This is a genomic window from Haloarcula halobia, from assembly GCF_029338255.1.
Lineage (GTDB): Archaea > Halobacteriota > Halobacteria > Halobacteriales > Haloarculaceae > Haloarcula > Haloarcula halobia.
In genome coordinates this window covers 750,109-768,927 of the sequence record NZ_CP119787.1, presented here as the reverse complement: position 1 = coordinate 768,927, position 18,819 = coordinate 750,109, and the positions used below count along the sequence as shown (strand labels likewise).

Annotated in this window: 16 protein-coding genes; 13 read left to right on the top strand and 3 right to left on the bottom strand. The window is 65.7% G+C overall.

Annotated elements, in window-relative coordinates; translation table 11 throughout:
- Positions 1-6: 6 nt before the first annotated feature.
- Positions 7-1,179 (bottom strand): enolase C-terminal domain-like protein, encoded by a 1,173-nt coding sequence (locus tag P1K88_RS04065; protein ID WP_276412755.1) that lies wholly within the window; start codon positions 1,177-1,179, stop codon positions 7-9.
- Positions 1,180-1,399: 220 nt separating this feature from the next.
- Here P1K88_RS04065 and P1K88_RS04060 point away from each other — a divergent pair, with 220 nt between their 5' ends.
- The 5 genes from P1K88_RS04060 (at position 1,400) to P1K88_RS04040 (ending at position 6,939) form a co-directional block, all read left to right on the top strand.
- Entirely contained in the window at positions 1,400-3,079 is a 1,680-nt protein-coding gene (locus P1K88_RS04060) for an ABC transporter substrate-binding protein (protein ID WP_276412753.1), read from the top strand.
- 108 nt (positions 3,080-3,187) lie between these two features.
- Positions 3,188-4,084: a carbohydrate ABC transporter permease gene (locus tag P1K88_RS04055; RefSeq protein WP_276412751.1), complete on the top strand. Its 897-nt coding sequence runs from the start codon at positions 3,188-3,190 to the stop codon at positions 4,082-4,084.
- Entirely contained in the window at positions 4,081-4,917 is an 837-nt protein-coding gene (locus P1K88_RS04050) for a carbohydrate ABC transporter permease (RefSeq protein WP_276412750.1), read from the top strand. Before P1K88_RS04055 ends, P1K88_RS04050 begins: the two co-directional genes overlap by 4 nt.
- 2 nt (positions 4,918-4,919) lie before the next feature.
- Positions 4,920-6,023, top strand: coding sequence for an ABC transporter ATP-binding protein (locus tag P1K88_RS04045; RefSeq protein ID WP_276412748.1), 1,104 nt, complete (start codon positions 4,920-4,922; stop codon positions 6,021-6,023).
- A 217-nt stretch (positions 6,024-6,240) separates the two neighbouring features.
- Complete coding sequence (locus tag P1K88_RS04040) at positions 6,241-6,939, top strand: cyclase family protein (protein ID WP_276412746.1); 699 nt, start codon at positions 6,241-6,243, stop codon at positions 6,937-6,939.
- 16 nt (positions 6,940-6,955) lie between these two features.
- On the opposite strand, the gene P1K88_RS04035 is transcribed toward P1K88_RS04040, so the two are convergent.
- The gene (locus P1K88_RS04035; RefSeq protein ID WP_276412744.1) at positions 6,956-7,726 is read right to left on the bottom strand and encodes an HpcH/HpaI aldolase family protein; all 771 of its coding nucleotides are present in this window, start codon (positions 7,724-7,726) and stop codon (positions 6,956-6,958) included.
- Positions 7,727-7,950: 224 nt separating this feature from the next.
- On the opposite strand from P1K88_RS04035, the gene P1K88_RS04030 reads away from it, so the two are divergent.
- The 4 genes from P1K88_RS04030 (at position 7,951) to dmpG (ending at position 12,086) form a co-directional block, all read left to right on the top strand.
- Positions 7,951-8,712 carry an IclR family transcriptional regulator gene (locus tag P1K88_RS04030; protein WP_276412742.1) on the top strand — a complete coding sequence of 254 codons (762 nt, stop codon included), beginning with the start codon at positions 7,951-7,953 and terminating at the stop codon, positions 8,710-8,712.
- Positions 8,713-9,247: 535 nt separating this feature from the next.
- Complete coding sequence (locus tag P1K88_RS04025; protein ID WP_276412740.1) at positions 9,248-10,006, top strand: HpcH/HpaI aldolase family protein; 759 nt, start codon at positions 9,248-9,250, stop codon at positions 10,004-10,006.
- 108 nt (positions 10,007-10,114) lie between these two features.
- Positions 10,115-11,056, top strand: a complete 942-nt coding sequence (locus tag P1K88_RS04020) for an acetaldehyde dehydrogenase (acetylating) (protein WP_276412739.1) — start codon at positions 10,115-10,117, stop codon at positions 11,054-11,056.
- Positions 11,049-12,086, top strand: a complete 1,038-nt coding sequence (gene dmpG, locus P1K88_RS04015; protein WP_276412738.1) for a 4-hydroxy-2-oxovalerate aldolase — start codon at positions 11,049-11,051, stop codon at positions 12,084-12,086. Before P1K88_RS04020 ends, dmpG begins: the two co-directional genes overlap by 8 nt.
- A 428-nt stretch (positions 12,087-12,514) precedes the next feature.
- Here dmpG and P1K88_RS04010 read toward each other — a convergent pair whose 3' ends face one another.
- A complete protein-coding gene (locus tag P1K88_RS04010) occupies positions 12,515-13,732 on the bottom strand; it encodes a Tm-1-like ATP-binding domain-containing protein (protein ID WP_276412737.1) in 1,218 nt (405 codons plus the stop codon).
- Positions 13,733-13,944: 212 nt separating this feature from the next.
- On the opposite strand from P1K88_RS04010, the gene P1K88_RS04005 reads away from it, so the two are divergent.
- The 4 genes from P1K88_RS04005 to P1K88_RS03990 all read left to right on the top strand — a co-directional run bounded on the left by P1K88_RS04005 (position 13,945) and on the right by P1K88_RS03990 (position 18,816).
- Positions 13,945-14,724 carry an SDR family NAD(P)-dependent oxidoreductase gene (locus P1K88_RS04005; RefSeq protein WP_276412735.1) on the top strand — a complete coding sequence of 260 codons (780 nt, stop codon included), beginning with the start codon at positions 13,945-13,947 and terminating at the stop codon, positions 14,722-14,724.
- Positions 14,725-14,853: 129 nt separating this feature from the next.
- Complete coding sequence (locus P1K88_RS04000; protein WP_276412734.1) at positions 14,854-15,921, top strand: 2,3-butanediol dehydrogenase; 1,068 nt, start codon at positions 14,854-14,856, stop codon at positions 15,919-15,921.
- A gap of 328 nt (positions 15,922-16,249) precedes the next feature.
- A complete protein-coding gene (locus P1K88_RS03995; protein WP_276412733.1) occupies positions 16,250-17,665 on the top strand; it encodes a substrate-binding domain-containing protein in 1,416 nt (471 codons plus the stop codon).
- Between the two features lie 143 nt (positions 17,666-17,808).
- Complete coding sequence (locus tag P1K88_RS03990; protein WP_276412732.1) at positions 17,809-18,816, top strand: ABC transporter permease; 1,008 nt, start codon at positions 17,809-17,811, stop codon at positions 18,814-18,816.
- The last annotated feature ends 3 nt before the right edge of the window (positions 18,817-18,819 follow it).

The following is an 18,819-nucleotide window of genomic DNA, read 5'->3' as shown; positions in this document are numbered from 1 at the left end:
GCGGCGTTACTCGTAGACGTGGACGCTCCCGGTCGCGTTGTCCTCGATGTAGTCCCAGTCGTAGTCGACGCCCAGGCCGGGGCCGTCGGGGACCGGGACCGTCCCCTCGTCGTCGATGCTGTCGAAGGTGTCGCTGTAGTCGCCCTTGTACACCGGCGGCACCGGGTTCTCGACCTCGGGGTGGAGCAGGGCCATCTCGTAGTAGTTCGAGTTGCGCGTCGCGGCCATCACCTGGCGCTGTGCCGGGCCGGGCGCGTGGTACTCCACGTCCAAGCCGAAGCCCTCGGCGACGTTGGCCACCTTCATCGCGCCGGTGATGCCGGCGTCGTACTCGGGGTCCGCGCGCACGAAGTCGGTCGCCTCGTTGGCGATGAAGTCGGTGTGGATCTCCAGGCCGCGGATGTGTTCGGTCTGGAGGATGGGCGTGTCCATGTGGTCGGCCAGTCGCCTGTGGCCGTGCTGTGAGGTGCCGGCGTCGCGGTAGGGGTCCTCGTACCAGAAGAAGTCCTCCTCGTCACAGGCCTGGCCGACCTTCAGGGCGTCGGCCCAGGTCTCGTACTGGCAGGCCGGGTCGTGCATCAGGTCCATCTCGTCGCCGACGCGGTCGCCGACGGCGTGGACCGTCTCCACCTCGCGGTCGATGTCGCCCCACGCGTCGTTCTCCCAGGTGTGGATCTTGAACCCCTGGTAGCCCGCCTCCAGACACTCCTCGGCGAAGTCGGCGAAGGCCTCGGGCGAGTCCAGGCCACCGTTGACGTCGGCCTCGTACGTCGACGCGTACGCCGGCAGGCGCTCCCGGTAGGTACCCAGGAGTTCGTGGATGGGCGCGTCGTAGTACTTCCCCGCGAAGTCCCACAGCGCGATGTCGATGGGGCCCATCCCCATCCGGTCGTACTTCCGGAGGGCACGCTTGAGTTCCGACCAGTGCTTCTCGCGTGCCAGCGGGTTCTTCCCGACGAGGTAGTTCGCGAACATGTTGACCTGTGCCGCTCCGGGCGAGTTACTGCCGACGTACTCCCCGGTGATGCCGACGTCGGTGTGGACACGGAACCCGAACAGCTTCCGTCGGGTCGTGGTCCCGGGTTGGTACACCAGGCAGAAGCCGTTCGGACTGTAGCCGACGTCCTCGATTGGGAACGAAAACTCGATGCTCTCGATCTTGGTTATCTCCGGCGCCATAGCTGAACGTCTGCCACCGACACAAATAAATGTGGGTGTGGCGACACGGCCTGTCCGCCCGCGCTCGAGAGGGCCCGGGGAGGGTTGGAGGATTATCTTAACCTACGTGGGAAACAAACCGACGTGGTTCGATTCCGAACCCGCCTCCGGCGATATTGTACATAATTTTGCCGGTAAGAAGCCAAAGTGTTTTTACTCCGCACCAAATGTGTGCTATCGTATGGCAGATAACAGCCCTGTCCAGGGTGGCGAGCCCGGGCAGTTCGGAATGACGCGACGAGAATGGGTGAAATACTTCGGTGCCACGGGCCTGGCAGCGGGCCTCGCCGGGTGCGGCGGCGACGGCGGCTCCGGCGGTGACGGCGGCTCCGGCGGCTCCGGCGGTGACGGCGGCTCCGGCGGTGACGGGGGCGACGGCGGCGACGGGAGCAGCGGGCCGCAGTACTCCTTCCCCATCGAGGACGAGGACGCCTTCGAAGACGTCGAGCTCCGCTGGACGACGGACAACTCGGCCGGACCGGTCTATGCGATGTTCGGCCCCATCATCGAGGATGAGACGAACATCACGTTCAACGACGGGAAGACGCTCCCGGCGAGCAACTACTACTCCTCGCTGAACACCGAGCTCATCGGCGGGGGCGAGACCCCGTACGACATCGTCCTGAACATCCCGCTGTACCTGGGTGACTTCCAGGCACGCGGTCTCTTCGAGCCGCTGGACGACTACATCGCCCAGTACGAGGGCGCCCAGGAGTACCTCGACGGCGTCATCGAGCCGTACAAGGAGTTCTACATGAAGTTCGGCGGGGACACGGTGGCGATCCCCATCGACGGGGACATCCACAACCTGTTTTACCGGCCGTCGTTCTTCCAGGACGAGAAACACCAGGAGGCCTACCAGGACGAGTACGGCCAGGAGCTCCGTCCGCCGGAGACCTGGCCGGAGTTCAACCAGGTCGCGAAGTACTTCACCGAGAACACGGAGGACGGCACCTTCGGGACGCAGGTCTTCGGCGCCCGTCCGTGGAACTTCGGCTGGTTCATGGACCGGGCGGCCTCGCGCGGGGTCATCTACTTCGACGAGGAGATGGAGCCCCAGATCAACTCTGACGACGCCGTCACGGCCCTCGAGCACATGGTCGAGACGGTCCAGTACGCGCCCGAGGGGTCCGCCCAGTTCGGCATCGCCGAGACCATCAACCAGTGGCAGCAGGGCAACGTCGTGATGACGCCGTGGTGGATCGACCTCTCGGAGTTCACCGCCCGCGGGGACTTCCCGGTCGTCGGGGACCAGCGCTCGAAGGCGATGCCCGGGTGGGAACAGGACGACGGCAGCATCCGGCGCAACGCCATGATGCTGTACAACCGGCTGTACTCCATCCCGGCCGACCTCCCACAGGAGCGCAAGGACGCCGCGTTCTACGCCATCCACCGTCTGGCTCGCGACCCGGTCCTCACGCAGGCAGTGGCCGACCCGTACACCGGGCTCGACCCGTCGCACGAGTCCCACTACACCGAGGAGGCCGCGAAGTTCTACACCGAATCCAACCCGCTTCGCGAGACCGGCGAAGGGTTCCCGGAGAACCCACCCATCTTCTCGCCGGACACCGACTACGTCGGCGGCATCAGTGCACAGGAGCAAGCCCAGCAGCACCTCGACGCGGGCCGAACCAACATGGAGAACGGCTTCCCACAGCCCCAGTGGCCCGGGTCGTCCCAGTACACCGAGGACTTCGCCATCCACATCCAGCGCGCGCTGATCGGCGAGGAGAGCCCGCAGGAGGCCCTCGACAACGTGGCGGACAAGTGGCGACAGACGGTCGAAGAACTCGGGCGTGAGTCCCAGATGGAACACTACAACCGGTTCCTCGACAAGGCGAAGAAACTGGGCTACGTGTAAGCGAGCCCGACCGATGGCATAACCTTCATAATCTATCTTGCTGTGATTCCGAACACACCTTAATCAATCATGAGTACAATCAAAGAAGACCTACGACAACGAATACCGGTGGTCGACCGGTTCGCGGACCGTGACCTCGCACCCTACCTGCTGGTGGGGCCGACCATCGTCACGGTCTTTCTCATCACCATCGGCCCGATGCTCTGGTCGCTCTGGCTGAGCTTCAACCGCTGGGCGCCGGCCTCCATCGCTCACCAGACGCCGTCGTTCAACGCGGGCGCGAACTACGCCTGGCTGTTCAGTCAGGGGCGGTTCTGGAACTCCGTGGCGAACTTCGCCTACTACGGTGGGGTCGGCGTGACGCTGCAGGTGGGGCTCGGCCTGTTCCTGGCGCTGGCGCTGTACAACTACGTCGACAACACGGGCGTCCGCATCGCGATGCTGACGCTGTTCGCGGTCCCGATGATGATCGCACCGCTGGTCGTCGGCCGCATCTGGCAGCTGCTCTTTCTGCCGGGTGGCGGGACGGTCAACGGCATCCTCGGGATGCTCGGCTTCAGCGCCGTGCCGTGGCTGCAGTCGCGCTGGCTCGGCCTGACCGCTATCATGATCGCCGACACCTGGCAGTGGGTCGGCCTCCCGCTGCTGATCATCTACGGGGGGCGTGCGAGCATCTCAGATACGCTCTACGAGGCCGCGCGGGTCGACGGGGCGTCGCGCTGGATGCAGTTCCGCCGCATCACGCTCCCCCAGCTGCGCAACCTCATCGCCATCGCGTTCCTGCTGCGGTTCATGGACGCGTACAAGTTCTTCGACAAACTCTTCATCATGACCAACGGCGGCCCCGGCACCCAGACTGAACTTCCGACCTACTTCACGTACCTGGTCGGCTTCAGCCAGTTCAACATCGGCCGCGCGGCGGCCCTGACGTGGGTCATCGGACTCGGGTCGGTCATCGCCATGCTGCTGTTCTGGCGCACGATGAACACGGAGGAGATGGCATGAGCTCCGACACCTCGGGCTTCCAGTGGTTCGGTCGCGGCTTCGTCGCGCTCTACGCGCTGTTCGTCGCGTTCCCGCTCTACTGGACGCTGAACACGGCGCTGAAACCGCTCAACTACATCGGGACGTTCCCGCCGACGCTGTACCCGCGCGGGTTCACCCTCGACTCCATCGTCTGGGTGCTCACGAACTCCCGGGCGGTCAACGCCATCACCAACAGCCTCATCATCGCCTCGGGGACCACCATCCTCTCGGTGATACTCGGCGCGCTGGCGGGCTACGCGTTCTCGCGGTTCGCCTCACGGATCGACCCCGGCGGCCACGTCTCGTTCTGGCTGCTCTCGACGCGGATGTTCCCGCCGGTCGCCGTCGTCCTTCCGATATTCTTCATCTACGGCCAGCTGGGCCTCCAGGACACGCTGCTGGGACTCATCCTGCTGTATCTGACCTTCAACCTGCCGCTGACGACGTGGCTCATGCGGGACTTCTTCGACAAGATCCCCGTCTCGTTCGAGGAGGCGGCCTACGTCGACGGCTACTCGCGCTTCGAGACGTTCCGGAAGGTGGTCTTCCCGCTCGTGCGCCCCGGCCTCGTCGCGACGATGATGCTCGCCTGGGTCTTCGCCTGGAACGAGTTCCTCTTCGCGTGGATCATCACCGGGAACAACACCTCGACGATAACGACCATCATCCCGACGCTCATCGAGTCGAACCAGATCCAGTGGAACCGCATCATGGCGATGGCAGTCGTCGTCGCCATCCCGCCCACGCTGATCCTCATCGCCTTCCGCGACAACATCATCGAGGGGATGACCCTCGGCATGACTGACATCTAACCATGGCTAAAGTACACGTTCAAGATTTGACGAAGGAGTACGGTTCGCTAGTCGCGACAGACAACGTCTCGCTGGACATCGGTGACGGCGAACTCGTCGTCCTCGTCGGCCCGTCGGGCTGTGGGAAGACGACGACGCTGCGCTCGATCGCCGGGCTGGAGACGCCCACGAGCGGGTCGATCACGTTCGACGATGTCGACATCACGGACAAGTCGCCACAGGACCGGGACATCTCGATGGTGTTCCAGGACCTCGCGCTCTACCCGCACATGACGGCGAAAGAGAACATCGCCTTCCCGCTGCGCGCCGAGGACGGCCACAGCGAGGACGAGATCCAGGCGGCCGTCGAGGACATCGCGGCGGTCGCCGACTGTGCCGACTTCCTCGAGAAGAAGATCACGGAGCTCTCTGGCGGGCAACAACAGCGCGTCGCCCTCGCGCGGGCGCTGGTCCGCCGCCCCGAAGTATTCCTGATGGACGAACCGTTCAGCGACCTCGACGAGCTGCTCAAACGGCAGCTGCGCGCCGAGGTCGTCCGCCTCCAGCACGAGTTCGGCGTCACGATGGTCCACGTCACCCACGACCAGGAGGAGGCGATGACGATGGGCGACAAGCTGGTCGTGATGAACGACGGCAACGTCGCCCAGTTCGGCGACCCCGACGAGGTGTTCAGCGAACCCCAGTCGCTGTTCGTCGCGATGTTCATCGGGTCGCCACAGATCAACCGGTTCGACTGTCACCTCTCGTGGGACGGCGAGACCGCCGTCCTCGACGACGGCGAGGTGACCTTCGAGGTCGACGGGCCGCTGACCGACGCCCTGCAGAGGGCGAGCGGCGACGAGATAGCCGCCTGCGTCCGGCCCCAGCGGCTTCGCTGGTCCGAGGACGGGTCGGGGGGCGATTTCGCCGTGCCCGTCACCGTCGACGTGGTCGAGAAGATCGGCACCGAGGACGTCGTCCGCTGTCAGACCCCGGCGGACCACGAGGTCACCGCCGAGGTCGACACCGGCGTCCTCGAGGAGGGCATGGAGGGGTATCTCACCTTCGAGGCCGAGAGTCTCCACCTCTTCGACGGCCACGACGACGCCGCCGAACGGCTCAACTGAACCCGGCACCGGACCCGTTCTCGCCCCGACGTGCGGACGTGTCCACCGACGCGGAGTCGGTGTCCCGTCGCCACCCGCGACTCCGTCCCGCAGAACGCGGGCGGCCCCTGCGGCGAGTGAGCCAGATATGTGCAGGCCCGCGCGTACGTGCCCCGAGATGGCTGTCAGTGTGACCGGCGAGCAAACATTTATCTCGGCTCCGTCTGATTGTTCCAGCATGTTCGAACCAGAGGAAATCATCGACCTGAGCAATCCGGTGGAAGACGGCATGCCGGTGTGGCCGACGTTCCCCGAGGTCCAGCTGACCAAGACCGCCTGGGCCTCCAGAGACGCCTACACGATGGAGCGCCTGGAGATGCGCACGCACACCGGGACCCACGTCGACTCGCCGCGCCACTTCATCCCGGAGGGCAAGACGCTCGACGACTTCCCGGTGAGCAAGTTCATGGGGCCGGGCGTGGCCGTCGACCTGACGCCCAAGGAACCCGAGGAGGCCATCACGGTCGACGACCTGGAACAGTACGACGACGAGATCAACGAGGGCGAGGTCGTGATGCTCCACACCGCGTGGGACCAGTACTACGGCAACTCGCCGGAGTACGCCTTCGAGTTCCCGTATCTCACCGCCGAGGCCGCCGAGTGGCTCGGGGAGCGGGGGCCCAAGGCGGTCGGCACCGAAGGCGCGAGCGTCGGCGGGTGGACCGGCGAGGTGCCGGGTCACGGGCCGGCGACGGACGTCGGGGCCGACGAGTCACACCTGCCGCTGCTCGAAAACGACATCATCCCCGTCGAGGAGGTCCGGAACCTCGATAAGGTGCTGGACGGCGCCGATTCCCGGCGCGCGTACTTCTTCTACCCGCCGCTGAACCTGCAGGGGACGAGCGGGTCCTCGGTCCGGGCCTTCGCGTTCCTCTGAGGGCCCAACCGGTCGGTTACCCGGAATCGACGACGTCCCGACTGTGCTCGAGGGTCTCGTCGAGTCCCTGCGCGAGGTGCATCAGGTCGACGCCGGTCGCGACGTAATCGACGTCCCAGTCCAGGCGCTGTTCGCGTTCGGCCGCGCTCGTCGCGAGCGTCCCGGTCGTGACGCCTTCCGCCCGGGCGGCCGAAAAGACAGCCTCGACGGCCGCGAGGAACTCGTCGCTCTCCCACTCGCCGAAACAGTCCATCGACAGCGAGAGATCGAGTGGCCCGACGAAGACACCGTCGATGCCGTCGACGGCGGCGATGTCGGCGGCGTTCTCCACCGCCCGGCGCGACTCGAGCTGGACGTGCGTGACGAACGAATCGTCCCCCGCCGCCAGATGCTCGACCAGCGTCGTCGTGTACCCCGTGGCCCGCCAGGGGCCGATGCCCCGGGTGCCGTCCGGGGGATACCGGCACGCGTCGACGATTCGTTCCGCTTCGGCCGCCGTCTCGACCATCGGGACCAGGACCCCGTCCGGGTCCAGGTCGAGCGTCCGCTTCAACGTGGTCGGGTCGCCGTCGGGGACGCGGACCAGCGTCTCCGTCTCACCGTCGGCCCCGCGGAGCATGTGTTCCATCGTCTCGTAGGACATCGGCGTGTGCTCCGCGTCGAGAGCGACGAAGTCGTAGCCAGCGTTGGCGGCCATCTCGACCGATAGCGGGTGGGGGACGGCCGCCCAGCTGCCGATCAACGGATCCGAGTCTGCAGTCACCGTCTGCAGGCACTTGTCACGCATACGTCCATCCAGTCGCGAGCGGGATATAAAATACCGGCCGAGTCGAACGGGTCCGGGCCGGCCGGACCAGCGACAGGGACCGTCATTCAAATAGAGAACGCTCTACGAGGGCCCAACCGTTCACCAGAGGACCGGAGTCGCGTACAGAGTCGCGTGTAAGCCAATAGTCCCCAATTCGGTATTATAGAACAACGTTTTTGAGGGTTCGGCATACACAGGAGAACATGGGAAAAAAAGCCAAACACCCGGTCCAGACGACCGCGAAAACCCTCGAGATCATCGAGGCGATCAAATCCCTGGGCGGCGCGGGGGTGACGGAACTGGCAGACGAGGTAGCGATGGGAAAGAGTGCGGTCCACAACCACCTCAGCACGCTCGAGGAGTACGAGTACGTGAGCAAGGTGGACGGCGAGTACTCGCTGGGCCTGCGGTTCCTCGAGATCGGCGGGTACACCCGCAAGGAGATGGATCTGTTCGGAATCGCCAAGCCACAGGTCGACGAACTCGCCGAAGAGACGGGAGAACTGGTCAACGTCGCCGTCGAGGAACACGGCCGCTGTGTCTATCTCTACCGGTCGCGCGGGACCAAGGCGGTGAACCTCGACATCTACGCCGGCCTCCGGGCCGCGATGAACACGACGGCACTCGGGAAGTCGATGCTGGCCCACATGCCCGACGAGCGAGTCGACGAGATACTGGCCGAGGAATCGTTCGACCCCGCGACGGCGAACTCGATCACGGACCCGGCGGAGTTACGTGAGGAGTTCTCCCAGATCAGGGACCAGGGCTACGCCGTCGACGACGAGGAGCTGATGAAGGGGCTCCGCTGTGTCTCGGCCCCCATTCTCTCGGACGAGGAGGTCGTCGGCGCCATCAGTATCTCGGCGCCGACGAGCCGCCTCAAGGGGAAACGCCTCGAGGAGCAGTTCCCCGACCAGGTCATCAGCGCGGCCAACGTCATCGAGCTGAATATCGCACACTCGTAACCGCATTTGGGTATAGAGAACGCGTTCAGGGACGTCCGAACGGGGGAGTCATCTCCGGTCGGCGACGGTCGTGACGAATCCCGCCGTGCCAATCGATGATACACCCTTTCAGTAACATACGTACTCATGTTAGAAATTCTGGCCGGGGCCGACGGTCGGCCCCGCCCACCGAGCGGCCAGTTGAGACTTCATTCTGAAATAGAGAACGGTTTCGGTGGCCGGTGAGGCGGGACGCGGATCGAACTGCAGTTCCGAGCCAGGACGCGCGGAGGGGCACCGATCACCATCGGCGAGACCCATCCGACGCAGTGACCCCGTCGTCGGCCGGCGAGGCCCGCGTGTCTCAGTGGCGACGAACGGTCGGTGAGGCGGGGACACACGCACCCCCGGACCGAACACCGCACCGGTCAGCCGAGTCTCCCAGGGGCGGCGTTGCCGTGTCTCCGGCACCGCGATGTCCGGCAGTGGTGGACTCCCCGGGCCGAACCGGGGGTTCAGCGGGTATTTTATGTACGACGGGAGCGAGTGTGGATGTATGCCTCCTCGAAGTCTCAAGCAGCGCCTCGCGGACGGAGAAACGGTCGTCGGGACGTTCGTCAACGTCGACTCGCCCGCAGTCACCGAAGCGGCGACGCTGGCCGGACTCGACTTCACGATAATCGACCAGGAGCACGGCCCGTTGACCGCCGAGACGAGCCTCTCGATGTGCATGGGCGCCGAGGTGGGCGGCGGCGCACCGATAGTCCGCGTCAGAGGTAACGAGGCGCCGGAGATACAGCGCGCACTCGACGTCGGGGCCGAGGGCGTCCAGATTCCACAGGTAGAGAGCCGGGCCGACGCCGAGGCAGCGGTCGAGGCCGCCCGGTTCGCCCCGGAGGGCGGACGGGGGCTCTCCCCGTACGTGCGCGCCGGCGAGTACGGGTTGCAGGACGACTACACGGGGACCCAGAACGAACGGACCCTGCTGATAGTCCACGTCGAGGGCCAGGACGGTATCGACAACCTGGACGCCATCCTCGCCGTCGACGGCATCGACGTGATATTCCTGGGTCCGTACGACCTCTCCCAGGCACTCGGCGTGCCCGGCGAGGTCACCTCAGAGCAGGTCGTCGAGACGATGAGCGATATCTGTGACCGCGCCCGGGCGGCCGACACCGTCGTCGGCGCCTACGCCGACACGCCGGCCATCGCCAACCAGTGGATCGAGAGCGGCGTCCAGTACGTCGCCGTCTCGGTGGACTGTTCGCTGCTGCAGGACCGCTTCGCCGAGGTCGCGGACGCCGTCGACAACTGACCTGCGGTCGGCCCCGGTCCGATGGGCCGACACACTCCAGGACCGCGCCGGGATAGCCGCTCCACGGCCAGGAGTACGCTTAAATGCCTCCATCGAAAAGGCACTCGCATGGCGGTCAAAGCAGCAATCGTCGGTCCAGGTAACATCGGGACCGATCTGATGTACAAGATACTCGACCGTGGAGACGCGATCGAGCTCGAGCGGATGATCGGCATCTTCCCCGTCGAGGAGTCCGAGGGGCTCCAGGCGGCCGTCGACAACGACGTCGCCGTCGGCACCGAGGGCATCGACAGCGTCAGGGAACACGCCGACGAGTTCGACGTCGTCTTCGAGGCGACGAGCGCACACGTCCATCGGGAGAACGCGCCGGTCTACGAGGACCTGGGCCTGTTCGCGATCGACATGACGCCCGCGGCGGTGGGCCCGTACACCGTCCCGGTCGTCAACTTAGACGACGTCGTCGGCGAGACGGACAACGTCAACATGGTCACGTGTGGCGGGCAGGCGACGATCCCCCTCGTCTACGCCGTCGACCGGGTGGCCGACGTGGAGTACGCCGAGATGATCTCACACATCGCCTCCAAGAGCGCGGGGCCGGGGACCCGACAGAACATCGACTCGTTCACACAGACCACGGCCGACGGCCTGGAGACGGTCGGCGGCGCACGGGAGGGGAAGGCGATAATCACCCTCAATCCGGCCGAGCCACCGATCATGATGCGCAACACGGTCCACACCCAGGTCCACGAAGACACCGACGTCGACGCGGTCCGGGACTCCATCGGGCGGATGGAATCGGAGATACAGACCTACGTACCGGGCTACGAGGTGACGATGGAACCGGAGGTCAAGACGGGCGACGACGTGGCCTTCGACCTCGGGGACGCCATCATCCTGACGACGATGCTCGAAGTCGAGGGCGAGGGCCAGCACCTGCCCCCCTACGCCGGCAACCTCGACATCATGACCAGCGCGGCCCTGGGGACCGGCGAACGCATCGCCGAACAGGGCTTGCTCGACGGGACGACCCGGGAGGTGGCCCATGACTGACCGGGACGTCAGACTGGTCGACATGACGCTGCGGGACGGGATGCACGCCGTCGACCACTCGTTTACCCCCGAGGAGATGGCCGACGTCGCCGCCGCACTCGACGAGGCGTCGATGGACGTCGTCGAGGTCTCCCACGGCGACGGGATGGGCGGGTCCTCGATCAACTACGGGTTCTCGGCCGCCGAGACCGGCGAGTACCTCGACGCGGTGGTACCCCAGCTGACCGACACGAAACTGTCCGTCTTGCTGCTCCCGGGCATCGGCACCGTCGAGGAACTGGACCTGGCGGTCGACCGCGGCGCGGACGTCTGTCGCATCGCCACCCACGTGACGGAGGCCGACGTCTCCCAGGAACACTTCGAGTACGTCACCGACCGCGGGCTGGAGGCGACCGGCCTCCTGATGCTGTCGCACATGGCGGCACCCGAGACCGTCCTCGAGCAGGCCAAGCTGATGGAGGAGTACGGGGCCGACGCCGTCTACGTCATGGACTCGGCGGGGGCGATGCTCCCCAGCGACGTCCGCGACCGGGTGGGACTGCTCGCCGACGAGCTCTCCATCGACGTCGGCTTCCACGCCCACGACAACCTGGGGCTTGCCATCGGGAACACCCTCGCCGGCATCGAAGCGGGCGCGACGACCATCGACGGGTGCCTGCGCGGCCTGGGCGCCGGCTCGGGCAACGCCCAGATGGAGGTGCTGGTCGGCGTCCTTGAGAAGGCCGGCTACGAGGTCACGCCGGACTTCTTCGGCGTCATGGACGCGGCCGAGGACGTCCTCGTGCCGATGATATCCGACGACGAGATGCCCGAGATCGACAACGACTCGCTGCTGCTGGGATACGCCGGCGTCTACTCGTCGTTCCTCCGCCACACCCGCCGCGCCGGCGAGAAGTACGGCATCGATCCGCGCGAGATCCTGCTGGAACTGGGCGAGATGGAGGTCGTCGGCGGCCAGGAGGACCTGATCACCGACGTCGCCTCCCGCCTCGCCGACGAACGGGACGCGGCCGCCGGGTCCGACGACTGAGACGGCGACGGGACCGGGACTCGCTTCCCCCGAGTCGCTCGGCTGGACAGTGAGAGACCCGAGAGGGAGTGCTGGCCGCCGTCGGTCGGCCGTCTCGGGCCCCTCGCATCGGAGACGACGGGGCGGTGTCCAGGGGGCGTTCCCATCGAGCGGGCCGTCCCCGTTCAGCACCTGCGCGGTGGCCCTTTCGTCCGCGTCTTCCGCCCGGCCGCGGACAGTCGCGAGGTCTATCACGCATCGAGAGGTATTTCTCGTGGTATGTAGCCATAAAATACGCCATATACGTTCAGAGACACACCTACGAGTGTAGAGAGTGGTATCTACTAGAGTATCGCGGAAACTATATCTATATTGTATCGACTTGAGAAGTAAAATTCGTCTAACTAGCAGGAAGACCGAGTTATCAAGATCTGGACTGTCCAATTATGTCAGTCGACCGGGCCGCCCTGCATCAGGTCGTGGAGACGGCTGGCGATGGCGACCGCGAACTCCGTGCTGTTGATGTGCGCGTCGACCGACACGATCTCGACCCGGTCGTTCAGCGCGCCGCGTATGGTTTCGAAGAGCGCCCGGTCGGCGGCCGGGTCGTGAAACGGTCCGTCTTCGGAATCGAGCATCGACGTCCCCCCGCGCGGGATCGCGAGCACCGTCGGCCCCGCCGCCGCGTTGAGCTTCTCGGCTATCTTCGTGCCGATCTCGGCCGCCTCGTCCGGAGTCGTTCGCATCAGCGTCACCTCCGGATTGTGCGCGTGGAGGACCCTGTCGCGGAACCTCTCGGGAACCGTCTCTCTGGGCCCGAAGTTGACGACGTCGAGCGCACCCGTCGAGACGACCTGCGGGAGACCGTGCTCGGCGGCCGCATCGAGGCGGTCCCGGCCGGCCGACAGGACCCCACCGACCACCTCGTCGGCCCACTCGGTCGTCGTCACGTCGAGCACGGCGTCGATGACCCCGTCGCGGATCAACCCCTCCATCGCGCGACCGCCGGTCCCGTTCGCGTGGAAGACGATCGTCTCGTATCCCCGCTCTTCGAGCCATTCACGGGCAGTCTGGACACACGGCGTGGTGACGCCGAACATCGTGATGGCGACGGTTGGCCTGTCCTCGACGTCGACGTCGGGTTGCCTCGAGGCCATGCCGACCATCGCGAGCGCGGCGTTCGCGATCACCGTCCGCGAGAGCTGGTTGATACCCTCGAGGTCCGCGACGGAGTACAGCATGGCGACGTCGCGACACCCGACGTAGGGTTCGGTGTCGCCCGACGCCACGGTCGAGACCATCAGTTTCGGCACCCCGATCGGCAGGGCCCGCATCGCGGCCGTCGCGATGGACGTGTTACCCGACCCGCCGAGACCGAGGATACCGTCCAGGGTCCCGTCGTCGTGGAGGCGGTTCGCGACAGCGACCGCCCCCTCGCCCATCGCCGTCACGGCCTCGCCGCGATCCCCCGCCTCGCGAAGCGCCTGGAGACTCGACCCGCCGGCCTCCGCGACGACCGCTGCCGAGGTGTCCGGTTCGATCTCGGGTTCGTCCATCACGCCGACGTCGACGAGGTGGACGTCGAGACCCTCGGCCTCGATCACGTCGCGCGCGAACCCGATCTCCTCGCCTTTCGTGTCAAGCGTCCCGACGATGACGACGCTCATCGTCCCCTCACTCCCGGATTCGGGCGACGAGCTGTGCCGCCGCCGAGGCGGGTCCGTTTCGGACCCGGACAGTCAATCGGTAGCGGTCCCGTGGGTGCGCGGCAGAGACAGGTCGCGAGCACAGTACATTGGTAACACGGACCGAGCGACAAAAGTGTACAGCTCCCCAGCCACCCCTACATTTAGTAGTACGCCGGAAGATGAGAGGAGTGATGGCAGTGCTCGATCGATTCCGACTCGATGGACAGACAGCAATCGTCACCGGCGGGAACCGCGGTATCGGCCGCGGGATATCGACATCGCTCGCGGAGGCGGGTGCGAACGTCGTCATCGCGAACCGCGACGAAGCGGCCGGACAGGAGGCCGCCGAAGCGATCGCCGACGACACCGGCGCGACGGTCGAAGCGATCTCCGTCGACATCACGGACGTCGAGGAGGTCCAGGCGCTCGTCGACGCGACGGTCGAGGAGTTCGGAGACATCGACGTCCTCGTCAACAACGCCGGGGTGACGCTGAACACGCCGGCCGAGGAGATGACCCTCGAGGGGTGGCAGCGGGTCATCGACATCAACCTGACCGGCCCGTTCAACTGCGCGAAGTACGTCGGCCGGGAGATGATCGACGGCGACGGCGGGTCGATAATCAACGTGTCGTCCATCTCTGCGTTCATGGCGAACCACCCGCAGCCACAGGTCTCCTACAACGCCTCGAAGGCCGGGCTGGAGGGCTTCAAGAACCAGCTCGCCTCCGAGTGGGCAGAGCACGGTATCCGTGTCAACAACATCAACCCGGGGTACGTCCGGACGGAGATGATCGATCAGGTCCTCGAGGAAGACCCCGAGATGGCCGAGGCGTGGTTCGACGAGATGCTGCTCGAAGAGATGGCACGACCCGAGGACATCGGTCCCCTGGCAGTCTTCCTCGCCTCCGAGGCGTCGGAGTATATGACCGGGTCGTCCGTCGTCATCGACGGTGGGTACCTGGTCCAGTAGCGCCGAGAGACCCGTCACGCCGTCGCCGGCCGCGGTCGGGTCCCGGCCCGGTCTTGGGTCGGCCACGTCGAATGTGACCGTTACCCACGGTCCGAAATGATTAAGTGAGCGTTGTCCGCTCAACCGACTATGCGAGCAGCCCAGTACTACGGCAACAGGGATATCCGCGTCGAGGAGGTCGCCGCCCCCGAGACCGGCCCCGGACAGGTGACACTCGACGTCGAGGCCGCCGGTATCTGCGGGACCGACCTCCACGAGTACGCCGCCGGGCCGATACTCACGCCCAGCGAACAGCCCCACGTCGTCACCGGCGAGACCATCCCGGTCGGGCTGGGACACGAGATGAGCGGCGTCGTCAGCGACGTCGGGGCCGGCGTCTCGGACCTCGAAGCGGGCCAGCGCGTCACCGTCAACCCGATGCTGCCGTGTGGCGAGTGTCGATACTGCGACGAGGGGAAGTACAACGTCTGTGAGCACCTCGGGTTCGTCGGACTCTCCGGGAACGGCGGTGGCTTCGCGGAACAGGTCACCGTGCCAGCCCGGAACGTCGTGGCGCTCCCGTCGAGCGTCCCGCTCGAGGCAGGGGCGTTGGTCGAACCGCTCACCGTCGGTCTCCACGCCGTCAGACGGTCGCCGATGGACGCCGGCGATTCGGTCGCCGTCTTCGGGAGCGGCCCCATCGGCCTCGCCATCGTCCAGGCCGCGCGCGCCGCCGGCGCCGGCGAGATATTCGTCTCCGAACCGAACCGGAAGCGCAGAGAGCGAAGCGCCGTGGTGGGCGCGGACCGACCCATCGACCCGACGGACGAGGACCCGGTAGAGGTGATCCGGAGCGAGACCGGGTCGGGCGTCGAGGTCGCGTTCGAGGTCGCCGGCGTCGAGCCGTCCTACGACCAGGCGCTCCGGTCGACCGTACACGACGGCCACCTCACGCTCGTCGGCATCTACGAGGAGCCGGTATCGTTCGACCCCAACGAGGTGGTGCTGGTCGAGCGGACCGTCGGCGGGGCGAACGCGTTCCTCGGCGGGCCGCTGTCGAAACGGGAGTTCGAGATGACGGTCTCGATGCTGGACCGGGGTGAGCTGCGGGCGGACCCCCTCGTGACGAGACGCATCGGTCTCGACGACGTCGTCGACGGGTTCGAGTCGCTCCTGGAGCGCGACAACGACGACGTGAAGGTGCTCGTCGAACCGTAGGTACCGGCAGGCACATCGACACAGTCGTCGTGCCCGGGTCCGAACCACCCGCGGTTTCGAACCGGGGCCCGCTGTCGGTACACCATCCGGAGCGGATCCCGGGATCGTGAGCGGACCGCAGGCCACGTGCGGGCGCGCAACCCGCGACGGGCAACGGGCGACGCGGCGGACGGTCCACCCTCTCGAAGGACGGCCCAGTGGCCCGCGAACCGACGTTGCGAGGCTGGAGATGGCTGGCTGCGTACCGCCGGTCTCACGTTCCGAACCACCGCGATAGCCCCTTACCAAAGTTTTATGACGTTGTTCATTATATTCAGTTCTTGTTGCTATGGCGAATGACAGTAACGACCGGTTCTCCCGGATCAACAGGCGATCGTTCATAAAGAGCGCAGGCGTGGCGTCTGCCGTTGCACTCGCTGGCTGTTCGAGCGACGGCGGCAGTGGCGGCGACGGCGGCAGTGGCGGCGACGGCGGCAGTGGCGGCGACGGCGGCAGTGGCGGTGACGGCGGCGACGGCGGCAGTGGCGGTGACGGCGGCGACGGCGGGTCGACCCAGAGCCTCGAGTGGGAACACGGAAAATCCATCCACTACATCGGCCCACCGACAGAGTCGACGTGGTGGCGGCTGATGCCGGCCGGACACGCGATCGAGGCGCACAAGAACGGCTGGGATTTCTCGTTTACCGCGCCCGGATGGGACCCCGCGCAGGTGAACGACCAGATCACCAACTACGCCCAGAGCAAGGACGCGCTCATCGTCAATCCGGTCGCGTACCAGTCCCACGTCCAGACCATCGAGCGCGCCAAGAAGGAGTACAACACGCCCGTCGTCGGGAACAAGGACCTGGTCGGGGGCGCCGTCTCGCACAACATCCAGTCCGCTGACTACGAGCTCGCCGAACTGATGGTCGAGGACGCCATCAACTTCCTCGACGAGAACCGCGGCGGCCGACAGGGCAAGACCATCGTACACTTCCAGGGGAACCCCGACTTCACGGGGTGGCGTCGCCGGATGGAACAGGTCCGAGAGTCGATGAAGAACTACCCGGACGTGGAGTACGTCGAAGTCGCGACCGACGGGACGGTCGCCGGGTGGGCCGACTCGGCCCGGACGTACTTCTCCTCGAACACCGCCGATGCCGTCATCTCCGACAGCTCCGGCGCGTATACGCGTGGCATCATGAACGCCATGGCGGCAAACGACATGCTCTATTACAAGGGCCACGAGGACCACATCTACGTCGGTGGCATCGACGGCTATCCCAGCGCCCTCCAGTACATCAGAAAGGGGCTCCAGGACCTCGACGCGACACAGGTACCGATCAACATCACCCAGAACATCTCGAAGATCTTCTACGAGCAGATACTGGACCCCTCGGTCCAACAGTCCGGGAAGGAGATCCCGCAGGCCGAGGTGGGCACCGAGGTGACGTCCGTGACGGACCCCGTCGACGTCTACTGGGGGCCCGGCGATTCGATCACGCTGGAGATGGCCGACGACTTCGACGTGCCCATCGCGAACGCACCGCCGGAGGTGTACGGCATCAGAGCCGACAACGTCAACACCGAGAACCACTGGGGTAACGTGTTCCCGGCGATCATGGAGCGGACGGACATGATGGACGTCAGCTTCGACGTCGGGAACCAGCAGCCCGACGAATACGCCGGTCTCGTCGACGAGTTCGAGGAGAACCTCGAGGGTGGACAGTACGGCGAGACGCTCGACTACCTGAGCCAGTTCTGAGAGCGCGCTGACGGCGTCAGATTTTCCGCCACGTCTTCTATTCCACACCCGACTCGAGGTGACGCGTCGTCGGTCGATTCCCCTCGGCGGGAGTTCGGCCTCTAACACAAATTTTAATAATCGATAGGGGAGAGAGTCCTACTATGTCTTCAGGCAGGACCGGCTTCGGGACCGCTAGTGAGATTCTGACAGGCAGAGAGATGAGCGCGAGGGACTTCGTCGGCGATTACTTCCCCTGGATGCTCGTCGTCGCGATCTACCTCGTCGCGGGGGTCTTCTACAGGGACCTGTTCGCGGTGGACACGCTCGAGAGCGTCATCGTCCAGAGTACCACCGTCATCATCCTCGCCATCGGGATGGCGTTCACGCTGGTCGTGGCCGAGATCGACCTCTCGATCGTGAGCGCGCTCCTCTTTGCGCCCCTGATGGGGCTTTTCGCGGTCCAGGCCGGCGCACCGATGGTAGTCGGGTTACTCGTCACCGCGCTGGTCGGCCTGTTGATCGGCGCCTGGAACGGGATCGTCATCACGAAAGTGGGGGTCCCGTCGCTCATCCAGACGCTCGCCTCCTGGTGGATACTCCAGGGTGCCGTCCTGTCTCTCACCCAGGGTCGATCGATAGCGGACTTCCCCGACCTGTACTACCAGGTCGGGAGCGGGTCGGTCGGACCGTTCCGTAACATCCTTTTTGTCACACTCGCCGTGGTGCTGATCGCGTGGTACTACAGCACGCACGTCGTGAGCGGACGGCGCCTCTTTCTCGTCGGCGGGGACCCCGATGCGGCCCAGCGGATGGGTATCGACGTCTCGAAGTACAAGATGCACGCCTTCCTCATCAGCGGCCTGTTCGCCGCCATCGGTGGGTTCGTACTCATCACCCGGGTCGGCGTCCTCTCGTCGGGGACCGGGACGAACTTGCTCATGCCCGCCATCGCGGCACCCGTCATCGCCGGGATTTCGCTGTTCGGCGGCACGGGGAAGATCATCAACGTCCCGGCGGGTGCACTCCTCGTCCAGGTCATCCTGACGATCACCCGCGTCGCTGGGGTCAGCGGTTACGAGTTCCAGCTCGCCCAGGGGATACTCGTCTTCGTGGCGGTCGTGCTGATGGAACTCAAGCGCCGCGACAAGCTCTTTGGAGGGTGGACCTGAACG